The 20,628-nt window shown below is 60.4% G+C and carries 14 protein-coding genes; 7 read left to right on the top strand and 7 right to left on the bottom strand.

Going from position 1 to position 20,628, the window contains the following annotated elements; translation table 11 throughout:
- Positions 1-109: 109 nt before the first annotated feature.
- From GPM19_RS09680 to GPM19_RS09665, 4 genes are read right to left on the bottom strand one after another with little or no spacing between them, the layout of a single operon-like run.
- Positions 110-2,593 carry a hypothetical protein gene (locus GPM19_RS09680; RefSeq protein ID WP_160418839.1) on the bottom strand — a complete coding sequence of 828 codons (2,484 nt, stop codon included), beginning with the start codon at positions 2,591-2,593 and terminating at the stop codon, positions 110-112.
- Positions 2,590-5,796 (bottom strand): poly-gamma-glutamate biosynthesis protein PgsC/CapC, encoded by a 3,207-nt coding sequence (locus tag GPM19_RS09675; protein ID WP_160418838.1) that lies wholly within the window; start codon positions 5,794-5,796, stop codon positions 2,590-2,592. The genes GPM19_RS09680 and GPM19_RS09675 overlap by 4 nt, the downstream gene beginning before the upstream one ends.
- Complete coding sequence (locus GPM19_RS09670) at positions 5,793-6,179, bottom strand: response regulator (RefSeq protein WP_160418837.1); 387 nt, start codon at positions 6,177-6,179, stop codon at positions 5,793-5,795. Before GPM19_RS09670 ends, GPM19_RS09675 begins: the two co-directional genes overlap by 4 nt.
- On the bottom strand, positions 6,154-8,820 hold the full coding sequence (locus GPM19_RS09665; protein WP_160418836.1) for a sensor histidine kinase: 2,667 nt from the start codon (positions 8,818-8,820) through the stop codon (positions 6,154-6,156). Before GPM19_RS09665 ends, GPM19_RS09670 begins: the two co-directional genes overlap by 26 nt.
- Positions 8,821-9,074: 254 nt before the next feature.
- Between GPM19_RS09665 and GPM19_RS09660 the strand changes: the two genes are divergently transcribed.
- Positions 9,075-10,640 carry a GAF domain-containing sensor histidine kinase gene (locus GPM19_RS09660; protein WP_160418835.1) on the top strand — a complete coding sequence of 522 codons (1,566 nt, stop codon included), beginning with the start codon at positions 9,075-9,077 and terminating at the stop codon, positions 10,638-10,640.
- 755 nt (positions 10,641-11,395) lie between these two features.
- Here GPM19_RS09660 and GPM19_RS09655 read toward each other — a convergent pair.
- A complete protein-coding gene (locus GPM19_RS09655; protein ID WP_160418981.1) occupies positions 11,396-12,100 on the bottom strand; it encodes a pseudouridine synthase in 705 nt (234 codons plus the stop codon).
- On the bottom strand, positions 12,100-12,915 hold the full coding sequence (locus GPM19_RS09650) for an amidohydrolase (protein WP_160418834.1): 816 nt from the start codon (positions 12,913-12,915) through the stop codon (positions 12,100-12,102). Before GPM19_RS09650 ends, GPM19_RS09655 begins: the two co-directional genes overlap by 1 nt.
- 79 nt (positions 12,916-12,994) lie before the next feature.
- On the opposite strand from GPM19_RS09650, the gene rarD reads away from it, so the two are divergent.
- Positions 12,995-13,906 carry an EamA family transporter RarD gene (gene rarD, locus GPM19_RS09645; protein WP_160418833.1) on the top strand — a complete coding sequence of 304 codons (912 nt, stop codon included), beginning with the start codon at positions 12,995-12,997 and terminating at the stop codon, positions 13,904-13,906.
- 16 nt (positions 13,907-13,922) lie between these two features.
- Here the strand turns inward: rarD and GPM19_RS09640 are convergent, their stop codons facing one another.
- A complete protein-coding gene (locus GPM19_RS09640; protein WP_160418832.1) occupies positions 13,923-15,200 on the bottom strand; it encodes an O-acetylhomoserine aminocarboxypropyltransferase/cysteine synthase family protein in 1,278 nt (425 codons plus the stop codon).
- A gap of 173 nt (positions 15,201-15,373) precedes the next feature.
- Here GPM19_RS09640 and GPM19_RS09635 point away from each other — a divergent pair, with 173 nt between their 5' ends.
- From GPM19_RS09635 to GPM19_RS09615, 5 genes are read left to right on the top strand one after another with little or no spacing between them, the layout of a single operon-like run.
- Positions 15,374-17,113: a SulP family inorganic anion transporter gene (locus GPM19_RS09635; protein ID WP_160418831.1), complete on the top strand. Its 1,740-nt coding sequence runs from the start codon at positions 15,374-15,376 to the stop codon at positions 17,111-17,113.
- A 10-nt stretch (positions 17,114-17,123) separates the two neighbouring features.
- Positions 17,124-18,242, top strand: a complete 1,119-nt coding sequence (locus GPM19_RS09630) for an ABC transporter permease (protein ID WP_160418830.1) — start codon at positions 17,124-17,126, stop codon at positions 18,240-18,242.
- A complete protein-coding gene (locus GPM19_RS09625; RefSeq protein WP_371829358.1) occupies positions 18,242-19,060 on the top strand; it encodes an ABC transporter ATP-binding protein in 819 nt (272 codons plus the stop codon). The genes GPM19_RS09630 and GPM19_RS09625 overlap by 1 nt, the downstream gene beginning before the upstream one ends.
- 7 nt (positions 19,061-19,067) lie before the next feature.
- The gene (locus GPM19_RS09620; protein ID WP_160418828.1) at positions 19,068-20,009 is read left to right on the top strand and encodes an MlaD family protein; all 942 of its coding nucleotides are present in this window, start codon (positions 19,068-19,070) and stop codon (positions 20,007-20,009) included.
- Complete coding sequence (locus GPM19_RS09615) at positions 20,006-20,626, top strand: ABC-type transport auxiliary lipoprotein family protein (protein ID WP_227842334.1); 621 nt, start codon at positions 20,006-20,008, stop codon at positions 20,624-20,626. Before GPM19_RS09620 ends, GPM19_RS09615 begins: the two co-directional genes overlap by 4 nt.
- Positions 20,627-20,628 lie beyond the last annotated feature (2 nt).

The following is a 20,628-nucleotide window of genomic DNA, read 5'->3' as shown; positions in this document are numbered from 1 at the left end:
CGGGCTCCATCAAGAAGGGCTTCGAGGCTCGACGCCTTCGGGGAGGCAAGCGTCATCGCGCCTGGCATCAGCAGCATCGCTGCCAGCAGGTAGCTCTTGCTCTTTTTCATCAGTCTTTTTCCTCGCGAAAGCCTCGCGTTCGTAAGTGTTGTCCCGGCAGTACCTCGTGGAAAACGACGTAGCCCGGCGCCCCGCTCTGAAGCGAAAATTCCACCGTCACGGGGCCATCGGCTATATCCGTGCCGAGATCGATCAGGATGGGCTGGCCGAGGGAAAGCCGCTCGCGCTGCCGGTCGAGCACATGGCCCACCCCGGCTTCCTCGGTGGGGGGTGTTATTCGGTAAAGCCGTTCAAGATGCGTCCATTCCCGCATCGGCCCGTCTTTCAGGGCGTCGGGGATGATACGCACGCGCACCGTGCTCGCGGACCCGGCCTCGCCCAGCGAATAAAAGCGTGCCCCCACAAGCTGGTCATCTTTGCGCTTGTCCACAAAATAGCGCAGCGGTGCTTCGTCAAGACGAAAGGCCATGCGGCGCAGATAACCGGCATCATCGGGGTAGCGGTAATTCATCAACCAGGTCCCCGAGGTACTGGCATCGAGCGCCACCTCATGCTGGCCTGGCGTGACCGGCGGCAGGCTGATTTCGCCACGCCTGCCGATCAGTTCATGGCGCACCGTTTTACCGTCGATGCGCAGGCGCAGGCTGAAGGGGGTTGATTCCTCGCGCAGGTAGACAAGCTGTGGCTCGAGGCTTCGCGTGACGCCGGGCGCGGCAATTTCCACTGTCTGAATGCCCTGTTCAAGGGGCTGGAAGTAACTGGGAAGGCCCCTTGCACGCAGCTGCTCTTCGCCACCCAGGGGAACCAGAATACGGGCACCGCGGGCTGCAAGCTGCGGATCAAACGCCTCCCACTGGTAGCGCCCGGCCAGAAGTTCGGGGTTACGCTCGGGTGGGCGTGACTGAATGTGCAATACCAGGCTGGTATCGAGTTGGGTAAGTGTCGAAGGCTCCTTATCAGCTGAGGGCTCTGCTCGAGCCCCAACATCCGGCGTCCGCGCTCGAGCCTCCGGTGGCTGCAGGATGAACCAGCTCGGCTGGCCCGGGTCGTCGCCACGCCATGCGTAGTAGTCAACCGGCACCCGGGTGCGATGGGGCAGATCATAGGGCCTTGTATAGGTATTGGCGAGCAGCCGCTGACGGCTTGTCACCTCCAGGCGAACCGCCTCGGAAGGCAGGCGCAGATAAAAACTCGCCGGCTCGGAAAGATCCGCCACAGGCTGGGTGTCGGCCACCCTGTCGATCATCGAGGGCACGACGCTGGCTTCAAGCCTGCCCGTATCCACTGCCCTGCCCTGGGCATCGAGCAGCCGGTACTCGGCCTGGATCGTCTTCTCCGCCGCCAAGGGCTCGCCATCGCCATGGGCGCGCAGGTCAAGGCGCAGGGAAGTACTAACATCCTCGCCGGGCAGAATCTGGAAGTGCACAGGAAGCGCCGGCTGCACGACCCAGGCGCGCAGAAAACGCGGTTCGGGCAGTGAGCTTTCCCCGGATTTCGCGACCGGCCAGATATCCAGCATGCCGGGTTGGTTTGGGGTGACCACCAGCAGCCCGGGCGACAGGGATTGCTCGATTGAAAGCGGCTCGCCAGAGGGTGTCACCACCTCTTGCCGTGGTTCCTCGAACTGTTCGGTGACATGGCGCAACTCGAGTTCGGAGGCCAGGCCATCATCGAAGAGTGGCTTGAACTGGATGCGGTAGTTTCCTGCTGTCTCGATGGGCAGTACGCCCAGACGATCCGGCCCCGCATAGAGGCCGGGGGAGCGAGGCATGCGGTCCGGGTCGATGAAGGGCTCGGCCCCCTGGAGACTGAACAGCACCCCCTGGTCAGGGTTGGTACCCAGCGGCCCTACCGGTTGCCACTGGCGCTCCAGCAGATTCAACCGTTCCTGAGGCGTCAAGAGCTCCGGCGGATAGATCACGCCCTGGGTCAGACGCTCTCTCTTTGGCTGGCTCAGACGCTCCCAGGCGACGGATGCCTGGCTTTCACTCATACGCTCTTCGTAATAGACACGCACGGCGACGTTCTCGAGCGGTGGCACAAGCGGCGTCAGGCGCAGGCGGACATAGGCCGTCTGGGGCAGCCCATCCAGCTGCACGTTGAGCGACTGGCCGGCAGCCACGGCAAGGTCCCTGTCGGTATAGAGATTGCGCGAAACCGGCACACCATCCTTGTAAAGCGGCTGAGGAATCCGGCTCTCGTGGATATAGCGCCCCCCGTGCAGGGGGCGCCTGTCACCGTCGAGAAGCTCATATTCCAGGGCGTAGCGCAGGGAGGCTTCCTGCTCGACCCCAGGAGCGGCGCCAGCATGGGTGAGTACGCGAAGTCGTGCCGCCTGGCTGATGACGGGAAAGGTCAGCCAGTCACCCTCGGGCAGAAAGTACACCGTCGAGGAGCGCGCCGTCAGATCGAGCTGCTGGGCGACGGCAGGAACCGGAGGCGGTACCTGAAACAGCGAGCGCAGGGGCTGGTAGAGAAAGGCTGCCATGGCGGCGAACATCAGCAACAGCAGCAGGCGACCCAGTATTCTCATTCTTTGCCTCCCGACTGCAGCAGGAAAGCCCGGCGGCTGATGAAGTCATCGAGCGTCGTGGCCAGGCGCCCAGGTGCCGGGTCGATGATCTCGCGGCCCAGGGGGTTCAGGTTGGCAATGGCCAGGATAGCGCGAGCATCGCCCGCTTCAGACACCAGCAGAAAGGCCTGGCGTGAATCAGGCTCGAGCACGCGAAGAAGACGATATCCCTGATGCTGCAGCTTGCGCAGGGCAACGATGTCGCCGGTCTCCACATGATGTTCAAGCAGAGACACCTCCCCTTCCGGCAGCGGTGCCTGCGATAAACCATACCGCTTGACCTGCTCGGCAAGGGGATCAGTGACGGTGTCTATTTCCAGGGCCTGGAACTGCAGCTGCTGCTGGCGATCGTCAGACGGCAACTCGAAGGCTCGCCGAGCCGAAGGCGCGATCCAGACGGTGGCGAAATCCGTGTTACGGGCGGCATCCAGGTAACGGGTCTGGGCGCTGCTCCCCACCTCGTATCCGGCGGTTTCTTCATCGCCAAGAACGCTTTTGGGGGCAAGCCCCATCGCCTCGAGGGTCTCGCGCAGCCTCTCTCGCAATGGCAGATGGGCTGCACCGGGGCGCAGGCCATCCTTGAAGGCCAGAAGGCTTGGGGCCTGGGTTGAGGCCTGCTCGCTCATGCCGCGCACCTGGGTGACAAGCAAGGGCGCTTCGCCTGCTTCGCGCACGAACACCTGGTGCATCAGATTGAACAGGGTGAGAGGATTGCGCGGACTCAGCACATCCGCTCCTCCCTCGGGGTCAAGGAAAGGATGGCTGCCGGCAACCAGAAGCGCACCGGCCTCGAGTGTCTGGAACAGCAGGGTGCCGGCCTCCAGGGTATTTCTTTCGAAGCGCGGTCGAGGTACTTCGACAAGCTGGGGTGAGGCGAGGCCCGTGCTTATGACGAAGGTGCCCCAAGGCTGGGTAGGCGCTTCATTCTGCGTATTCTCGAGAATCAGGTAGTCCTGATCGCGTGACCGGTCGTGGAAGCGGGTGATGCGATAGCCAAGCCCCTGAGCCAGGCCATTGAGATAACGCAGCTCATTCAGCCTGTCCTCGGACCAGGCCGCCTGGGGTCCGCTTGCCGCGACAAGCTCCAGAAGCGGGCTCAGCACCTCGAGGTCGAGAAACAGCAGCTCATCGAGGCGCGGCTGGCGAAAGCCAAGGCTCCCTGCCTCGCGGATATTGTCTGTTCTTTCCAGCAGGTAATCACTCAAGGCGCCGTCACGCTCGTCCAGGCGAGACGGCGCCCCCCGACTGTGGCTGCGGGCCAGCAGGGGGCGCAGCGAATCGGGATTGAGGTAGAGCTCGGCAAACCCTGAGCGTGTGCGCTCGCGCTGCACATTGGGAATGCTCGGCGCCTCCCAGCGCAGGGCCACCTCACCCAGCATCCGCTCCAGGGCCTGCAGCCGCAGGCCTTCCGGCAACTGCTGCTTCACCAGCAGTTGGCTTTGCATGGCAAGAAGATTCGACGTTTCGGGTATTCGGCCACTCAGGAGTTCGCGGGCGGCTGTTCGAGTGATCAGCCGCACTTGAAGCGCGTGACGCAAGCCGAACGTCTGGTGAAACTGATGAAAGAAGCTGCCGGGGTTGCGCGTCACGTCGATGCTGCCAGCAGTGCGCACGCGCGCACTGCTCACGGCAAGGGCTGCGGCCTGCTGATCACGAAACACCGCCAGGCCCGCCTCGGCGACGCCACGCTCATTGATTGCCGCAGGCACCTCGACTACCAGGCGGCTTTCAGGCCGCGTGTCGATGACGAAGGTGCCCCAGCCTCGGGGTGCGCCCACTTCGCTCAGAACCAGATAGCGATCCTCGGCCTGGGAAATGGCGTAATCGAGCTCACTGAGCCCAAGCCGGGCCTGCTGGAGCTGCTCCGGCTCACCTTCATTCTGGTAGCGCTTAAGGGCCAGCAGGGCCGCCTGAAAACGGGCGAGCTGGGTGCCGCTGGGTTGCGGAAGGTTCTCCTGCCCGACAACACCGTAGTCGATCACCCGCTGACGCAACAGCAGATCCTCGAGCGTCGCCTGAGTTATCGGCGACACCATGAAGCGTTCGGTATCGGCGCCCTCCTCGATCAGCCTTGCCGGAATGAAGCTCAGGGCAAAGCCCACAAAACTTGCCGCCACCACCGCCGTGAGCGAGGTCTGCAGGGTGGCGCGGGTGACCCGGATGCCGATGTCCTTGTCGTGGATCTTGAGCGCGAGAAGCGTCGAGATGAGATAGCCGAAGGCGAAGAAGTCGGTGACCTTGATCCAGGGCGCGAAGAATTCGAAGCCGTAGCCGAGCAAGAGCTTGTAAACAAAACTGACACTGAAGAAGAAGAACAGCTTGCGGGCACCGGACAGATTGATGTTGCCGAAGAACGGAAGCTTCAGCAAAAGGTGCACCGCGATCAAGATCACGCCCACTTCGGCAAAGGTGAGCAGCAGCTTGGTCGGCTGATACCACTGCAGCGCCAGCAGCGAGGGAATCAGGATGCCGTTGAATTCCCAGGCATAGTGCAGGTTCATGCGCGAAGCGATGAAGGCCGTGGTCAGAAGGATGATATAGGCCTTGGGGCTTGCGAGAATCGAGCTCGCCACGTCTTCATAGAGGTAGTTCAGGTTGCTGACCGAGAAGTTGGTCACTTCCATCAAGCCAAAGCGCACCAGCACGAAGGTGACGGCCAGGGTCACCAGCAGCCAGAAGGTGCCGCGCACAAGCCCAGGCTTCCAGAAGTTGTTGGCGATCAGCGCCACGATGATCAGGCCGAAGCTGTGCAGGTTGTTGGCGTAGTCGAACTCCAGGCCGAAGTTCGCATCGAGAAAACCCCCGAGCCCTGGCAGCCAATAGGCATCGAACACGACCCGGACGATGACACTGGTCAGCACCAGGGCAAAGAAACGGTCACGGCCGAAGAAATCGGCAAGGCCCAGATAGCGTGCGCCAAGCAGCGAAAAAGCCTGGACCAGCAGATAGGTGACCATGCCCTCGCCGATGATCACCGCCACGCTCCAGGGCTTGATCAGCAGCAGCGGTACCAGATAGCCGGGCACCACAAGCCCGGCCAGGCCCCAACCAAAGCGAAGGTTGAAGAAAGCCACCACCGCCACCCCCACCCAGACGGTGGTAATGACGGAACTGGCAAGACTGCCCTCGGGAAAGATGTGAAAAGGCAGCAGATCCCAGTTCATTCTCCCAGAAGCCCTCGCACCAGGGAGTCGAGGGCCTGAATATCAAGGGGCTTGTGGGCCACGGCATCGGCGCCGGCGGCCTTGAGTTTCTCTTCAAGGCCCGGACGCACGGTACCCGTGAGCATCATGATGGGTTTTGCGATCTTCTGTTCGTCTCTGAGCCAGCGCAGCAGGTACTCACCATCGAGCTCCGGCATCCACAGGTCCAGAATGAAGAGATCGGGCAGTGGCTCACTGGCCACCTCTTCCATGGCCTGCTTGGCGCTTGGTGCATGCCTTACCTCGAAGCCGGCTCGGCGCAGCACAAAGCCGAGCAGCTGTGCCACGTCGGCATCGTCATCAACGAGGAGGATGCGCTTACTGGTCGTTTGCGAGCTCGTCATCTAATGAAAACCCTGGTAGTCGTAGTTCAAAACGTATGCCCTCGCCGATGGCGGTTGTGGCTTTCAGCTCACCCCCCCAGAGGGTTAGCTGGTCTTTTGCCCGCCGCAGGCGGTGCATGGCCGGGGTGGTGGAACGGGCCGAGTCGGTCATGGCGGCCTGGAGGCGTTCTTCAGGCATACCGTAGCCGGTATTCTCGAAGGTGAAGGTGGTCCAGAAAGTATCACCTTCGCGCTTTTCCTCGAGGTTCAGGCGTATCACGCCGCCGGGGCTTGCATCATCGGCAAGCACGGCAACGACGGCATCCAGCGTACTCTCGATCTGCGTCACATCCACCCGCACGAAAGCATTGAAGGGGGGAGGCTCGAGCTTGAAGGCAAGCTCCTGAGAGGTCAGGTGAGGCTCACAGCGCCTGGCCAGATCCTCGGCCAGGGCAGTGACACTGACCGGGAAGTCCGACAGCCGGCTGATATCCTGAACCGCATTGGTAATGCGCTGGGAGCGAGCCAGGGTGCGCGACATCTGCTGCAGCTTGTTTTCAATAAGCTCGCCGAATGCCGCCTTGTCGACTGCCGTCACATCTTCCTGACGACCAAGCTCTGCGGCCAGGAGGCCTGCCTCCAACTGATTGCGCAGCTCCGCGGTTATCTTGTTGCCCAGTTCATCCTTCATTCGCTCTAGGCGCACAAGGTGGGTGATATCCACCAGCTCAAGCAAGAAGCCGTGTATCCGGAAAGGCATCGCGGCGCGAGTTGACCTTTCTATCTCGACGCCCTTCAGGGACCGCACGTTGAGCGAGAAGGCGCCCTCCACCCCGGGCAGACTTGCCGCAAAGGTAAGGCTTTCGTCGGTCAGAACCATGTGCTGGAGATGGTCCCGCGCGGTTGAAAGAGGCATCCCGCCGAGGGTCGCAATGGCGTCTGCGGCAGTCATGGTGAATACGGATAATCCTGAATGCCTGATCAGCTCCTCCATCTTGCGATTGACCTGCATCACCTGGCCGAAGAGGTCATAGAGGATGGTACTGGTGTGCAGGGAGTCGAAGACATTTTCCAGCAGCGAAAGGCGGCGCTCGAACAGTTGCGACACCTCGCTCAGGGATTCGTACTCGGACTCGACCGCATCGAGGCGCATCAGCCGCTTCCACTGGCTGGCCTCGCTGCGCTGGCGCGCCTGCCACAGCTGGCGCTGATGGAGAAGCTCGCCGATCTGGTCGCTGAAGTCCCCAAGCAGCGAGAGAAACAACGGGTTGTTCTCGAAGGTATCTCCAGCCACCTCGCCGCTCAGAAAGCCCAGCAGCTGGCCATTGAACGCCAGCGGCACGATAAACTGATGGCTGCCCGGCTTGGGATTTTTCAGGAAGGTCTTGGAGAGCAGGACAGGCCCGCCCTCGGCAAGGGCAGTGGAATAGGGAGTGCGCTCGAAGTCGCGGCGACGCTCGTCGATGTCCTCGATGGAGCAACGATAGGCCTTCACTTCCTGCAAATGCTTGGCAGAGCCTCGACGCTCGAGCAGGATGGCCCGATCGAAATTCAATATCTGAGTGGTGAGCAGGATGATCTGCCCCCACGGATCCTGACTTGCATTGAAGTCCGAAGGCAGCAGACGATCCTGCAGACGGCTGCTGCTGGCACGCAGAAGCTTGCGCACAGTTGCCGATTCGAGACGCTGCTCGCGGCGGGAAAGCAGATACCAGAGCAGCAAATGAAAGGCTATCAGCTCCGCCACCGGCAGGACGATGCCCAGAAAGTGCAGGCACAGCCAGCCCGCCATGAGCAGGGTGATGGTGCCACCGATGGCGGTGCTCATGGCGCGATGGGCCCCGAGGCGGAAGTACAGCAGCACCGCCACCCCCAGCACAGCAAGCGACAGCAGCAGGTTCTGCCACCAGTTCGTGGTGCGCAGCGGCTGGCCGCGAAGCAGGGTATCCACCGTGTAGCCGGCATACACCAGCCGGGAGACGTCAGCTTCCTCCGGCAAGGGGGTGAGCAGCGGCGGATTGGTCGGGTCGATGCTTCGGCCCACCAGCACCAGGCGTCCACCAACCAGATCCCGAGTTAGATCGTCACGCAGCACCCGCTCGGCCTGGATTATCGGCAGATAGTTCATGCCCGGGCGAAAGTCGACTAGAAAGGGATCATCGGTAACCACAGTACCCTCTGACCGGCTCGCCAACATCGCCTCGGTACTGATGTAGCGCTCGCCATCGTCGATGATCTGGGGCCTGTGCAAGCCCAGACTATCCAGGCTCTGGGAGGGTGGAAGCGTCAGGACTCGGTTTTGGTCGGTTGCCTGGGCGGCGGTCTGGCCAATCACGATGCCTGCCTCGCGCAGCCGTTCAAGCTGGATACCAGTCAGCCCGGCCGGCTGGCGCATGAAACCGATGCCTGCGGGATCGAATTGCTCAAGTCGCTCGATAAGTTCAAGCCATTCAGACTGCTCGCGCTGTTCAAAGTCGGCTTCCACCAGCAGCACCTGGGGCACGGGTCTGTCTACCGGGTTGATGCGATGGTACTGCCAGTACATCCAGGCATCGGGAAGCAGGAAGGCGCCCATCACGCTTGCAAGCCAGATGGCCGCCAAGGTGATCAGCGCAATCCATGGGCCGGCAAGACGCCAGCGATTCAACGGAACCAGAAGCATACTAAAAACCGGGTTGTAGGGCTTAAGGCTCTTTCTTACCGTCGAAAAGAATTGAAGGACTTAGGTAATGCGCCAAGATTAAATTAATCCTAACATCATAGCGATGAATTTGTACCCAACCAGTTTAGTCAATTCAGCTAGTCAAATTGAGCACTCCAATACTCATTGGGAAACATACAAAGCCTGCGTTAGAGTCTCGACAGTGCCGGTGCCTCGACGCTCGGTCATCAATGAGCTGCCAATGGACTTCTGTGATGCAAAAACCACTTCTACCGCCAAATGAAGCTGCTCGACTGACCAATCTTACTGACCATTATATTCTTGATACGCCAAGCGAAGCGGTGTTCGACAACATCACGACCCTGGCGGCGAAAATCTGCGATACTCCTTATGCGTTCATTGCGCTGCTTGATTCCCGCCGCCAATGGTTCAAGTCTACCTACGGTATGGATGTACATGAATCCGACCGTGAAGATAGTTTCTGCGGTCATGCCATTCTCGGCGAAGACATCATGGAAGTGCCCGATGCCAGCCAGGACCCGCGCTTTCACGACAACCCATTTGTCGAGAGTGATTTCCATGCCCGCTTCTATGCCGGCAAACCAATCCAGAGTGCCGAAGGGCATGCCCTCGGCACTCTGTGCGTGATGGATCGCAAGCCCCGCCAACTGGAACCGGAGCAAACAGAAGCCATCAATGCCTTGGCCCAGCTGGTCGAAACACTGCTCAAGACACGTCGACAGGAAGCTCGATCCGCCTGGCTTGGATCGGTGCTCGACGCTATGTCGGAAGAGGTGGCACTTTTTGACATGGATAGCCTGCGCTATATTTATGCCAACGCCAATGCCTTGGAAGAGCTGGATATCGACCTTGAGGCTCTCAAGGAAGCCACACCAGTGGATGTGATGCCGGAGCTAGACCGAGAAACTTTGGAGGTGCTACTTCGGCCGCTGCGTCAAGGCGAAAAAGAGGTTGTGGTCAGCGAGCAACTGCGCCGCCGCAAGAATGGACTGTTGTATCCGGTAGAGATCCGGCTACAGGTCATCAGGACTGCCGTACCCGTTTTTGCAAGTGTCGTGCGCGATATTAGCGAGCGCAAAGCGATAGAACGTGCCCAGCGAGACCTTCTTTCCACCGTAAGTCATGAGCTACGCACTCCCCTCGGGTCCATCGATGGCGCGCTCACGGTAATCACATCCGGCATGGCCGGACCTGTTCCAGACCCAATAGCCGAAATGGCCTCTCTTGCTCAGCGCAATAGCCAGCGGCTGGTGAGGCTGGTCACGGAGTTTCTCGACCTTGAGAAAGCGGAGTTAGGCAAAGTCGACTTCAAACTAAAGCCGCTTAACCTCGCTGAAGTTCTCAACGAGGCCGTGAGCACCAATCAGGGCTTCGCACTTAAACATGAGGTCGACTTAAAGCTCGGAGAGATACCGCAGGTAGAGGTGCTTGCAGATCAGGATCGCCTGCAGCAGGTACTGACCAATCTGCTGTCCAACGCGATCAAATTTTCTCCCGAAAGAAAAGCCGTAAGGGTCGAGGCACAGCGCCTCAATGAAGACCATAGCGATGGCAACCGGGTACGAATTAGCGTTATCGATCAAGGCCCAGGTATTCCCGAAGAATTCAGACCCTATCTCTTCGAGAAATTCAGCCAGTCCCCGGGCAGTGATGCCCAGAATGGCAAGACGAAAGGACCAGGCACCGGGCTCGGGCTCGCTCTCGTTAAAGCCTATGTGGAAGGCATGCAAGGCCAAGTGCATTTCGACTCGCAAGTCCACGTGGGTACTACCTTCCACGTGGACTTGCCAATGAAATAGATGCCAGTCAACTACCTCGCCCTGGACAACCCACTACGCAAACCCCTCGCGCGATAAATCGCCCTCCCACCAGGTCAAGATCCTCAGGGGCGGGTAATAAGGTAGGAGGCCGACTTGTCGGGCGAGCCCTGGGTTGGTGTCCCAGGCGCCTGCGGCGCCCATCGCCGGCTGAAGCCAGCTCCTACGGGGGTGGTAGTGGGTTTGGTGGGAGCTCGACTTGTCGGGCGATGGAGCTTACCCCCAGGCGCCTGCGGCGCCAATCGCCGGCTGAAGTGGGTTGGTGGGAGCCTGATTTATCGGGCGAGTCCTTGGATTGTTGTCCAGGCGCCTGCGGCGCCAATCGCCGGCTGAAGCCAGCTCCTACGGGGATGGTGGTGGGTTTGGTGGGAGCCTGATTTATCGGGCGAGTCCTTGGGTTATTGCCCCAAGGCGCCTGCGGCGCCAATCGCCGGCTGAAGCCAGCTCCTACGGGGATGGTGGTGTGGGTTGGTGGGAACTCGACTTGTCGGGCGATGGATCTTGTCCCAGGCGCCTGCGGCGCCAATCGCCGGCTGAAGCCAGCTCCTACGGGGATGGTGGTAGTAGATTGGTAGGAGGCCGACTTGTCGGGCGAGCCCTGGTTGTTGCCCATTTCAGGCAAACCCCTCGCGCGATAAATCGCCCTCCTACCCGGTCAAGATCTGCGGGGGCTATGGGTTGGTGCCTATTTCAGGCAAACCCCTCGCGCGATAAATCGCCCTCCTACCCACTCAGGTTTAGAAAAGCGCGACTTCTTCGGCGCTGAGCTCGCGCCATTCGCCGGGTTTCAGGGAAGGGTCCAGCACCAGGGGGCCGATCGACTCGCGGTGCAGGGCTTCCACGTGGTTGCCCAGGGCGGCAAACATGCGTTTTACCTGATGATAGCGCCCTTCGGTGATGATCAGGCGCGCCTGGGTGGGCGTCACCAGTTCGAGGGTGGCTGGGTGGGTGAGCTCTTCTTCACCGTCCAGCATCAGGCCTTCGCTTACCCGGGCAATCGCCTCCTCGGCCTGCTGGCCTTCCAGCGGCTGCGCCAGGCTGGCCAGGTACACCTTGGCGCAACGCTTCTTGGGGGCACTCACCCGGTGTGACCAGTGGCCGTCGTCAGTCAAGAGCAGAAGCCCGGTGGTGTCGACATCCAGCCGGCCTACCGATTGCAAGCGTTCCACCTTGGGCAGGTCGATCAACTCGACTACCCGGGGGTACAGGCCGCGCCGCGCGGTGCATTCCACGCCTTCGGGCTTGTTCATCATCAGATAGCGCAGGCCGACCAGCTCGAGCGGCACCCCGTTCCAGGTGACCTTGTCCTGATCAGGGTCAAGCTGCAAGGCCCCTTGCTTGGTTACTTCACCATTGACGGTGACTTCTTCACGTTTGAGCGCGCGCTTGGCCAGGCTGCGAGTCAATTCCGTGGTTTCACTCAAAAAACGATCCAGACGAATCAATGCCCTACTCCCGGCAATAGTTGAAAACGATCGGCATCCTGCCAGGCGGGAAACTTCTCGCGAAACGCATCCAGGGCGTCCTTGTCCAGCGTGCCGGTCTCGATGAAACCGCTATCGGCGTCGCGGTCGATCAGGGGGTCGCCCTTGAAATCGACCAACATCGAATCGCCGGCATACGGCGTGTTCTTGGCATCCTCACCCACCCGATTGACCCCGATCACGTAGCACAGGTTTTCCACCGCTCGGGCCTGGAGCAGGGTGCGCCATGGCTGACGCCGCGGTGCCGGCCAATTGGCGACACATAGCAGCGCATCGTATTCAAACGCTTCCTCGGCGGTGGGTTGCTGGCGCAGCCATACCGGAAAGCGCAGGTCGTAACAGACGCTCAGCAAGAGCTTCATGCCCTTGAGTTCCACCACGCAACGCTGCTGGCCCATGCCATAGCGTTCGTGCTCGCCGGCCATGCGAAACAGATGGCGCTTGTCGTAATGCACAATTTCGCCGTCCGGGGTGGCCCAGATCATCCGGTTGTAGTATTCGCCGTTGTCCTCGATCGCCACACTTCCGGTCATCACGCAGTCGCGTTGCTGCGCCTGGTCGCTCAGCCAGGCCACACTGGGGCTTTGCTGCATCGGCTGCGCCATCTCGCGGGAATTCATGGTGAAGCCGGTGGCAAACATTTCCGGCAACACGATCAGGTCCGTTTCACGCCCATCCAGTTCGCCCAGCAGGGTTTCCAGGTGCTGATGATTAGCCTGCGGATCTTCCCAGCGCAGGTCGCATTGCACCAGGCTGGCTCTCAGCTTACTCATCGGTAAGGCTCCTTCATGCGCTTTAATAATCTGGGGTTCATTATGTGCTAGATTAACATTTTTCAACGATGAGGCCGTCATGTTCCACTCAAACAATGCTGATCCGGAAGCGGCCAAGGGGGTGGGCTTCGGGCTTGCCGCCTATGTCATGTGGGGCTGCTTTCCGCTTTTCTTCGCCTTGTTCGAGGGTGTGCCTGCCTATGAAATATTGATCCATCGGATAATCTGGTCGTGCGTTTTTCTGGTCGGCCTGATCACCCTGCTTAGACGCTGGGCGCCGGTCAGGCTTGCCCTGGCGGAACCCAAGCGCCTGGGGCGGGTATTGGCCTGCGCCCTGCTTATCGGCCTTAACTGGGGGCTGTATATTTACGCGGTGGAAACCCAGCAGGTACTGCAGGCCAGCCTGGGCTATTTTTTGACCCCGCTGGTCAATGTCGCCTTGGGCATGCTGGTGCTGCGTGAGCTCATGGCCCGCTTGCAACTGGTCGCCCTGGGGCTGGCTACCCTGGCGATTGCCATTCAGTTCTTTCTGCTCGGGGAATTGCCCTGGATCAGCCTGGCACTGGCGCTGTCCTTCGGCACTTACGGCCTGCTCAGAAAACAGGTACCGCTGGACGGGCTTTCCGGGTTGTTCGTGGAAACGCTGTTGCTGCTCCCGCTGGGCCTGCTGGCATTGAGCTGGCTCAGCCTGCAGGAGCTTTCGCACTTCGCCGACGAGCAATTTACCACCTTGCTGCTGATCGCCAGCGGCGTGATCACCGCCTTGCCGTTGATGGCATTTGCCGGGGCGGCAAGGCGTCTGCGTCTGGCTACCCTGGGGTTTCTGATGTACATCAACCCCAGCATTCAGTTTCTGATTGCCCTGCTGGTGTTTCACGAGCCGCTGTCGCCCATCCAGCTGACGACCTTCTTGCTGATCTGGACGGGGCTGGCGCTGTACTCCTGGTCCGCCTGGCAGTCACGCCCCAGCCGCCTGCTGGCCGCTGACTAGCTTGTCACTGACTGGACTAGCCGCGGGCAGCCACCTTCAAGGCCTGGTCGATATCCGCCAGGAGATCATCGATATGTTCGATGCCGATCGATAGCCGCACCATGTCCGCCGAGACCCCCGCCGCCTCGAGTTCATCGGCGTCGAGCTGGCGGTGGGTGGTGGAGGCGGGAATCGAGGAGCAGCTCTTGGCGTCGCCGATATTGACCAGGCGCAGAATCAGACTCAGGGCATCGTAAAAACGCTCGCCGGCCGCCTGGCCGCCTTCAATGCCGAAACTCAGAATCCCCGAGGCATGGCCATCCATGTATTTCTGCGCCAGGGCGTAATCCTTATGGTTTTCGAGACCCGCATATTGCACCCAGCGCACTTGAGGATGCAGCTCCAGAAAGCTGGCGACTGCATGGGTGTTTTCACAGATGCGCTCGATGCGTAGCGCCAGTGTTTCCAGGCCTTGGAGAAGATTCCACGCCGCCTGGGCGGAAAGTGACGCGCCCATGTTGCGCAGTGGCACGACCCGCGCCCGGGTAATGAACGCTGCCTCGCCGACATCGCGGGTATAGCTTACCCCGTGATAGGACACATCCGGCTCGGTGAGCAGCGGAAAGCGGGTGGCGTGTTCCGCCCAGGGGAACTTGCCGGAATCCACGATGACGCCACCTACGGTGGTGCCATGGCCGCCAATGTACTTGGTGGCGGAGTGCACCACGATATCCGCCCCCTGCTCGATGGGCCGCCACAGAAAGGGCGTGGCGGTGGTGTTATCCACGATCACCGGCACCCCATGGCGATGGGCCACTTCGGCCAGACGCTCGATATCGACGATGCCCCCCGAAGGGTTGCCCACGCTTTCGCAATACACCGCCTTGGTGCGCTCGTCGATCAGCGCTTCGATACCGGCGAAGTCGTCTTTGTCGGCGAAGCGCACCTGAATGCCTTGGCGCGGCAGGGTATGCGCGAACAGATTGTAGGTGCCGCCATACAGCTCGCTGATCGAGACGATGTTGTCGCCGGCTTCGGCAATGGTCTGGATGGCGTAGGTGATCGCCGCCATGCCCGAGGCGACCGCCAGGCCGGCGATGCCCCCTTCCAGGGCGGCAACCCGCTGTTCGAGCACCGCACAGGTGGGGTTCATGATCCGCGAATAGATATTGCCTTCGACCTTGAGATCGAAAAGATCCGCGGCATGCTGGGCGCTATCAAACGCAAAGGAGGTGGTCTGGTGAATAGGCACTGCCACGGCATGTTGATTGTCCGGGGCATAACCATGATGCAGCGCAATGGTTTCGGGTTTCATCATGTATCCTTGATAGCGATGTGAGGGGTTGAGAGCACAGACGGGTTTTCATGTATCGGATTTCACCCGATGCTAACCAAGGCTCACCCTGGAAGCTAATATCGTTTAGTCTGATGATTACTTTATCGTTCATTCTTTTTATCGTTCATTCTTCCTGGCGCCATTAGAGGCTCATGTTCAAACGCTACTTTCCCATACTCAGTTGGTTGCCGCACTATCAGGGTCGTTTGCTGGGTGCCGACCTGCTGGCGGGCGTGATAGTCACCATCATGGTGATTCCGCAATCATTGGCCTATGCCCTCTTGGCGGGGTTGCCCGCCGTGGTGGGGCTTTACGCCAGTATCCTGCCGCAATTGCTGTACTGCGTGTTCGGCACCAGCCGCACCCTGGCCGTGGGCCCGGTGGCTATCATCGCCTTGATGACCGGCGCGGCGCTTTCCGGCGTCACCACGCCGGGAACCCCGGACTACCTGCAGGCGGCATTGATCCTGTCGCTGCTTTCCGGCGTCATGCTGATCGCCATGGGCGCGATGCGCCTGGGGTTTTTCAGCAATTTCCTGAGTCATCCGGTGATCTCGGGGTTTCTCACCGCCTCCGGCATTCTGATTGCCGCCAGCCAGCTGGGCAATCTGCTGGGTATCGAGAGCAGCGGTTTCACGCTGGTTGATCGCCTGATCAGCCTGGTGCCCAACCTTGCCACCCTGCACTGGCCGACGCTGGCGATTGGCTTGGGCACGCTGGCGTTTCTGGTGATCATGCGCCGCCAGGGCAAGAAAGCCCTGATGCGGCTGGGGTTTCCCAGCATGTTCGCCGACCTGGTGGCCAAGGCCGGGCCGGTATTTGCCGTGGTTATCACCACCCTGCTGACCTGGCATTTGGGGCTCGCCGAGCAGGGCGTTGCGGTGGTCGGCAGCATTCCTCAGGGGCTTCCCGCCCTTAGCCTGCCCTGGGATGCCGAGACCTCGCTATGGCGCGCCCTGTTGATTCCTGCGCTGCTGATCAGCCTGGTCGGGTTCGTGGAGTCGGTATCCATGGGACAGATGCTGGCCGCCAAGCATCGCCAGCGGATTTCGCCCAACCAGGAATTGGTCGGCCTGGGCACGGCCAATCTGGCGGCGGGCATTTCCAGCGGCATGCCGGTGACCGGGGGCCTCTCGCGTACCGTGATCAACTACGATGCCGGTGCCAAGACCCCCGCCGCCGGCGCCTTTGCCGCACTGGGCATCGCGGTCGTGACGCTGTCGATGACCCCACTGCTGTATCACCTGCCGATTGCCACCCTGGCCGCCACCATTACCGTTGCCATTCTGACGCTGGTGGATATTCCCATGCTGCGCCAGACGTGGCGCTATTCGCGTACCGACTTTTCCTCCATGGCGGTGACCATCGGTTTTACCCTGGTGGAAGGCGTGGAGATGGGCATCATTGCCGGGGTCATTCTTTCGATCGGGCTGTTTCTTTATCGCACCAGCCGCCCGCATAGCGCCCTGGTGGGCCGCGTGCCCGATACCGAGCATTTTCGTAATGTGGTGCGCCATGAGGTGGAAACCGCCTCTCATCTAGCGCTTTTGCGGATCGACGAAAGTCTGTATTTCGCCAATGCCCGCTACCTTGAAGACACCCTGTACAATCTGATCGCCACGCGCCCGGAACTCGAGCATGTAGTGCTGATATGTTCTGCGGTCAACCTGATCGATGCCTCCGCCCTGGAAAGCCTCGATGCGATCAATGCACGCCTCAAGGATTCCAGCGTTACCCTGCATCTGGCGGAAATCAAGGGCCCGGTCATGGATCAGCTCAAACGCAGCGACTTTCTGGATGAGCTGACCGGGCGGGTATTTCTGAGCACTTACGCCGCCTGGAGAGAGCTTGGGGAACATGACGACAGAGAACCGCACCCTCTTTCTAGTTAAGGAACCGTCGATGTCAGCCCAATGGGTGGTTTATCAGGAAGACGAGCTCGCCATTGAAGGCGAATGGACGCTTGCCCATTTCCCCCAGTTGAAAGCCGCTATTGCGCACCTGCCGGCCCAGGCTGGGCAGGCGCGGGAGATCAGCCTGGAAAATCTGCAGGCCATCGATACCGCCGGCGCCGCCTTGCTGGTCGAGCTGCTGGGGGTTGAACGGGTCGGGGAGATTCATGCATGGGCACCCTCGCTTCCGGCAGAGCGCCAGGCCTTGCTGGCCCGGATAGCCCAGGCCATGAGTTCTTCCCTTGCGCCCAAACCAGTGTCCGAGCCCTGGTGGCACGCCATGCTGGCGCTGCTCGGCCAGCAAGTCGACGCCTTGTGGCACCAGCAGCTTCAATTGATGGGCTTTACCGGCCTGGTAGTCGCCACCTTCGCGCGGATCTTGTGGCATCCTCGCCGCTGGCGCCTTACCGCCATCGTTGCGCATATTCAGCAAAGCGGCTTCAACGCCGTGCCCATCGTGGCGCTGTTGACGTTCATGGTGGGCGCCGTGGTGGCCTTTCTCGGCGCGACAGTGCTTCGCAATTTCGGTGCGACTATTTACACCATTGACCTGGTGGCATTTTCCTTTCTGCGTGAATTCGGCGTCCTCTTGGCGGCGATCTTGCTCGCCGGGCGTACCGCCAGTGCTTTCACCGCGCAACTCGGGTCGATGAAAGCCAATGAAGAAATCGATGCCTTGCGGACCCAGGGCCTCGACCCCATTGAGCTTCTGGTACTGCCTCGCGTCATGGCGATGCTGATCACCTTGCCCTTGTTGACTTTTGTGGGGATGCTCAGCGGCCTGGCGGGCGGTGCGATGGTGGCTTCCTTATCCCTGGATATTGCGTTATCCCAGTTTATCGGCACCCTGGAGCGCGATATTGCGGTCACGCATTTTTTGCTTGGACTCAGCAAGGCGCCGGTGTTTGCCTTTGTGATTGCGTTGATCGGTTGTCTGGAAGGGTTCAAGGTCAAGGGTAGCGCTCAGTCCGTGGGAGAACACACCACCTCAAGTGTCGTGCAGTCGATTTTCATGGTGATTCTTCTGGATGCGCTTGCCGCGTTATTTTTCATGGAAATGGGATGGTAATGAGCGACAGGCAAACGAAGCATAAAACAGCGGATCAAGAGCCGGTGATAAGTGTCAGGGGGCTGGTCAATCGCTTCGGCGACAATGTGGTTCACGACAACCTCGACCTGGATGTGCTTCCGGGAGAGATCCTGGGCATCGTCGGCGGCTCCGGCTCGGGCAAGTCCGTGTTGTTGCGCAGCATCGTGGGGCTCAAGCGCCCCGATGAAGGTTGCGTGGAAGTGTTTGGCCAGGCACTGGATTCACTGGATAGCCAGCAACGCAGCCAGATGGAGCGGCGCTTCGGCGTGCTCTTTCAGCGCGGCGCTTTATTCAGTTCATTGAACTTGCAGGAAAATATTGCCCTGCCCTTGATCGAGCATGCGCGACTTTCCCGCTCGGATGCCGAGTACCTGGCCCGCGTCAAGCTTTCCCTGGTGGGGTTGCCGGCCAGCGCCGCCCTGCAGTCTCCCGAGTCGCTTTCGGGGGGCATGGTCAAGCGGGCCGCCTTGGCGCGAGCGCTGGCACTCGACCCGGATGTGCTGTTTCTCGATGAACCGACTGCCGGGCTGGATCCTATCAGTGCGGCGGCCTTCGATGAGCTATTGGTGACCCTGCGCGACGCCCTGCGCTTCAGTGTATTTCTGGTCACCCACGACCTGGATACACTCTATTCAAGCTGCGACCGGGTGGCGGTGATTTCGCAAAAGCGCGTGCTGGCAGCCGGCACCCTGGATGAGGTAGCCGCCACCCAGGACGACTGGGTTCAGGCGTATTTTCATGGCCCTCGGGGTCGGGCCGCCCAGCAAGCCGCCAGCACTCACCACCTTCAGGAGTAGCCAGCCCATGGAAACCCGTGCGCATCATGTATTGATCGGATTCTTTACCCTGGCACTGGCGGGTGGCGCCTTGTTGTTTGCGCTCTGGATCAACCAGGCCGGCAGGCAACAGCAATACCATGAGTACCGGGTCTTGTTCGAGCAAAGCGTGGGCGGCTTATCTACCGACAGCCAGGTCCAATACAATGGCATCGAAGTGGGTAACGTCACGCAATTGAAGCTCAACCCCGACGACCCACGTCAGGTATTGGCCGATATTCGCGTCTACCAGGACACCCCTATCAAGGTAGATACCCGGGCACGCTTGGCGTTGGCCAGTGTGGCCGGCAATATGCGCATCCAGCTGTATGGTGGCCGCCCGGAGAGCCCCTTGTTGCGCCGTGAAGCCGACACTCATCCGCCGGTGATTCGCGCCGACCCCTCGCCTATCGCGGCGCTCTTCGATGAAGGCGGGGAAGCGCTGAGCAACATCAATGCGATCTTGAGCAACGTCAATCAACTGTTTACCGACGATAATGCCCAACGCGCCGAGGAAATAGTGGCTAACGTGGCTCAGATAACGCAAATCATCGCTTCCCAGCGAGAAGCGCTGGATACCAATATGGCGCTGTTTGGGGACCTGACGCGAGAAGCCACCCAGACCCTGGCCGATATCAGCAAGCTAAGCCAGGCAACGACCCAGTTACTCGAGGGCGAGGGACAACAAATGCTTCAAAGTGCCACCTATGCCAGCAACAACGTGGCACAAGCCGCACAGCGCATCGAGCTCTTGGTCGAAAATAACGCCCAAGCCATTGAAATCGGATTGCAAGGCAGCCAGGACATTGCTCCCGCCCTGGATCAATTGCGCGAGACCCTTACCAACCTCAACCGACTTACGCGGCGTTTGAATGAAAATCCCACTGATTTTCTACTCGGGCGCGATCGCGTAGAGGAGTTCAGCCCTTGAATAAATCAAGCTTCTTACAGCGTATACCGAGGCCGCTACTGGCCTGTATCACGGTGCTGGCTGTTTCAGGCTGTACCGTGCTACCTGAACAGGAGTCATTGACGCTTTATCGCCTACCCGCCAGCAGCATCGGTGAAGCACCTTCCTCGCTGGGTGCCGTCACGCTAGGCGTAGAGACACCGGAAGCCGGCCGCCTCTTGGGTAGCGAGCGTATCGTGGTGTTTCCTGAACCTCTGGTGGTCAGCGTCTACGAAGGCGCGCACTGGCACGACGATGCCCCGGTGCTCGTTCAGCAACGCTTGATTGAAGCACTTCAGGAAAGCGGTCTCTTCGCCAGTGTCAGCAGCGGCAAACTGCCCACCGATTACACCTTGCTGAGCGAGCTGCGCAGTTTTCAGAGCGAGTATATCCAGGGCCACCCTGAAGCCCGGCTGCAACTTGACGTCAAACTGCTCGACGCCAAGCGGCAAGCTGTCGCCAGCCGCTCACTAAGCGCCAGCGCCAGGGCCGAGAGCGTGGAGATACCCCAGGTGGTGGCAGCGTTCGGTGAAGCCGGCGATGAACTGAGCCGGAAATTGATTAGCTGGCTGCATGGCGAACTAGCTAACCAGCCTTAAGT

This window comes from Vreelandella zhuhanensis, assembly GCF_009793355.1.
Lineage (GTDB): Bacteria > Pseudomonadota > Gammaproteobacteria > Pseudomonadales > Halomonadaceae > Vreelandella > Vreelandella zhuhanensis.
Note: the sequence above shows the minus strand (reverse complement) of the source record. Positions and strands in the feature narration are given on the sequence as shown.

Coding starts and splice junctions, on each gene's coding strand:
- GPM19_RS09620 (WP_160418828.1), top strand. CDS start 19,068: ATGGAAACCCGTGCGCATCATGTATTGATCGGATTCTTTACCCTGGCA.
- GPM19_RS09670 (WP_160418837.1), bottom strand. CDS start 6,179: ATGACGAGCTCGCAAACGACCAGTAAGCGCATCCTCCTCGTTGATGAC.
- GPM19_RS09660 (WP_160418835.1), top strand. CDS start 9,075: ATGCAAAAACCACTTCTACCGCCAAATGAAGCTGCTCGACTGACCAAT.
- GPM19_RS09665 (WP_160418836.1), bottom strand. CDS start 8,820: ATGCTTCTGGTTCCGTTGAATCGCTGGCGTCTTGCCGGCCCATGGATT.
- GPM19_RS09640 (WP_160418832.1), bottom strand. CDS start 15,200: ATGAAACCCGAAACCATTGCGCTGCATCATGGTTATGCCCCGGACAAT.
- GPM19_RS09630 (WP_160418830.1), top strand. CDS start 17,124: ATGTCAGCCCAATGGGTGGTTTATCAGGAAGACGAGCTCGCCATTGAA.
- GPM19_RS09635 (WP_160418831.1), top strand. CDS start 15,374: ATGTTCAAACGCTACTTTCCCATACTCAGTTGGTTGCCGCACTATCAG.
- rarD (WP_160418833.1), top strand. CDS start 12,995: ATGTTCCACTCAAACAATGCTGATCCGGAAGCGGCCAAGGGGGTGGGC.
- GPM19_RS09680 (WP_160418839.1), bottom strand. CDS start 2,593: ATGAGAATACTGGGTCGCCTGCTGCTGTTGCTGATGTTCGCCGCCATG.
- GPM19_RS09675 (WP_160418838.1), bottom strand. CDS start 5,796: ATGAACTGGGATCTGCTGCCTTTTCACATCTTTCCCGAGGGCAGTCTT.
- GPM19_RS09625 (WP_371829358.1), top strand. CDS start 18,242: ATGAGCGACAGGCAAACGAAGCATAAAACAGCGGATCAAGAGCCGGTG.
- GPM19_RS09650 (WP_160418834.1), bottom strand. CDS start 12,915: ATGAGTAAGCTGAGAGCCAGCCTGGTGCAATGCGACCTGCGCTGGGAA.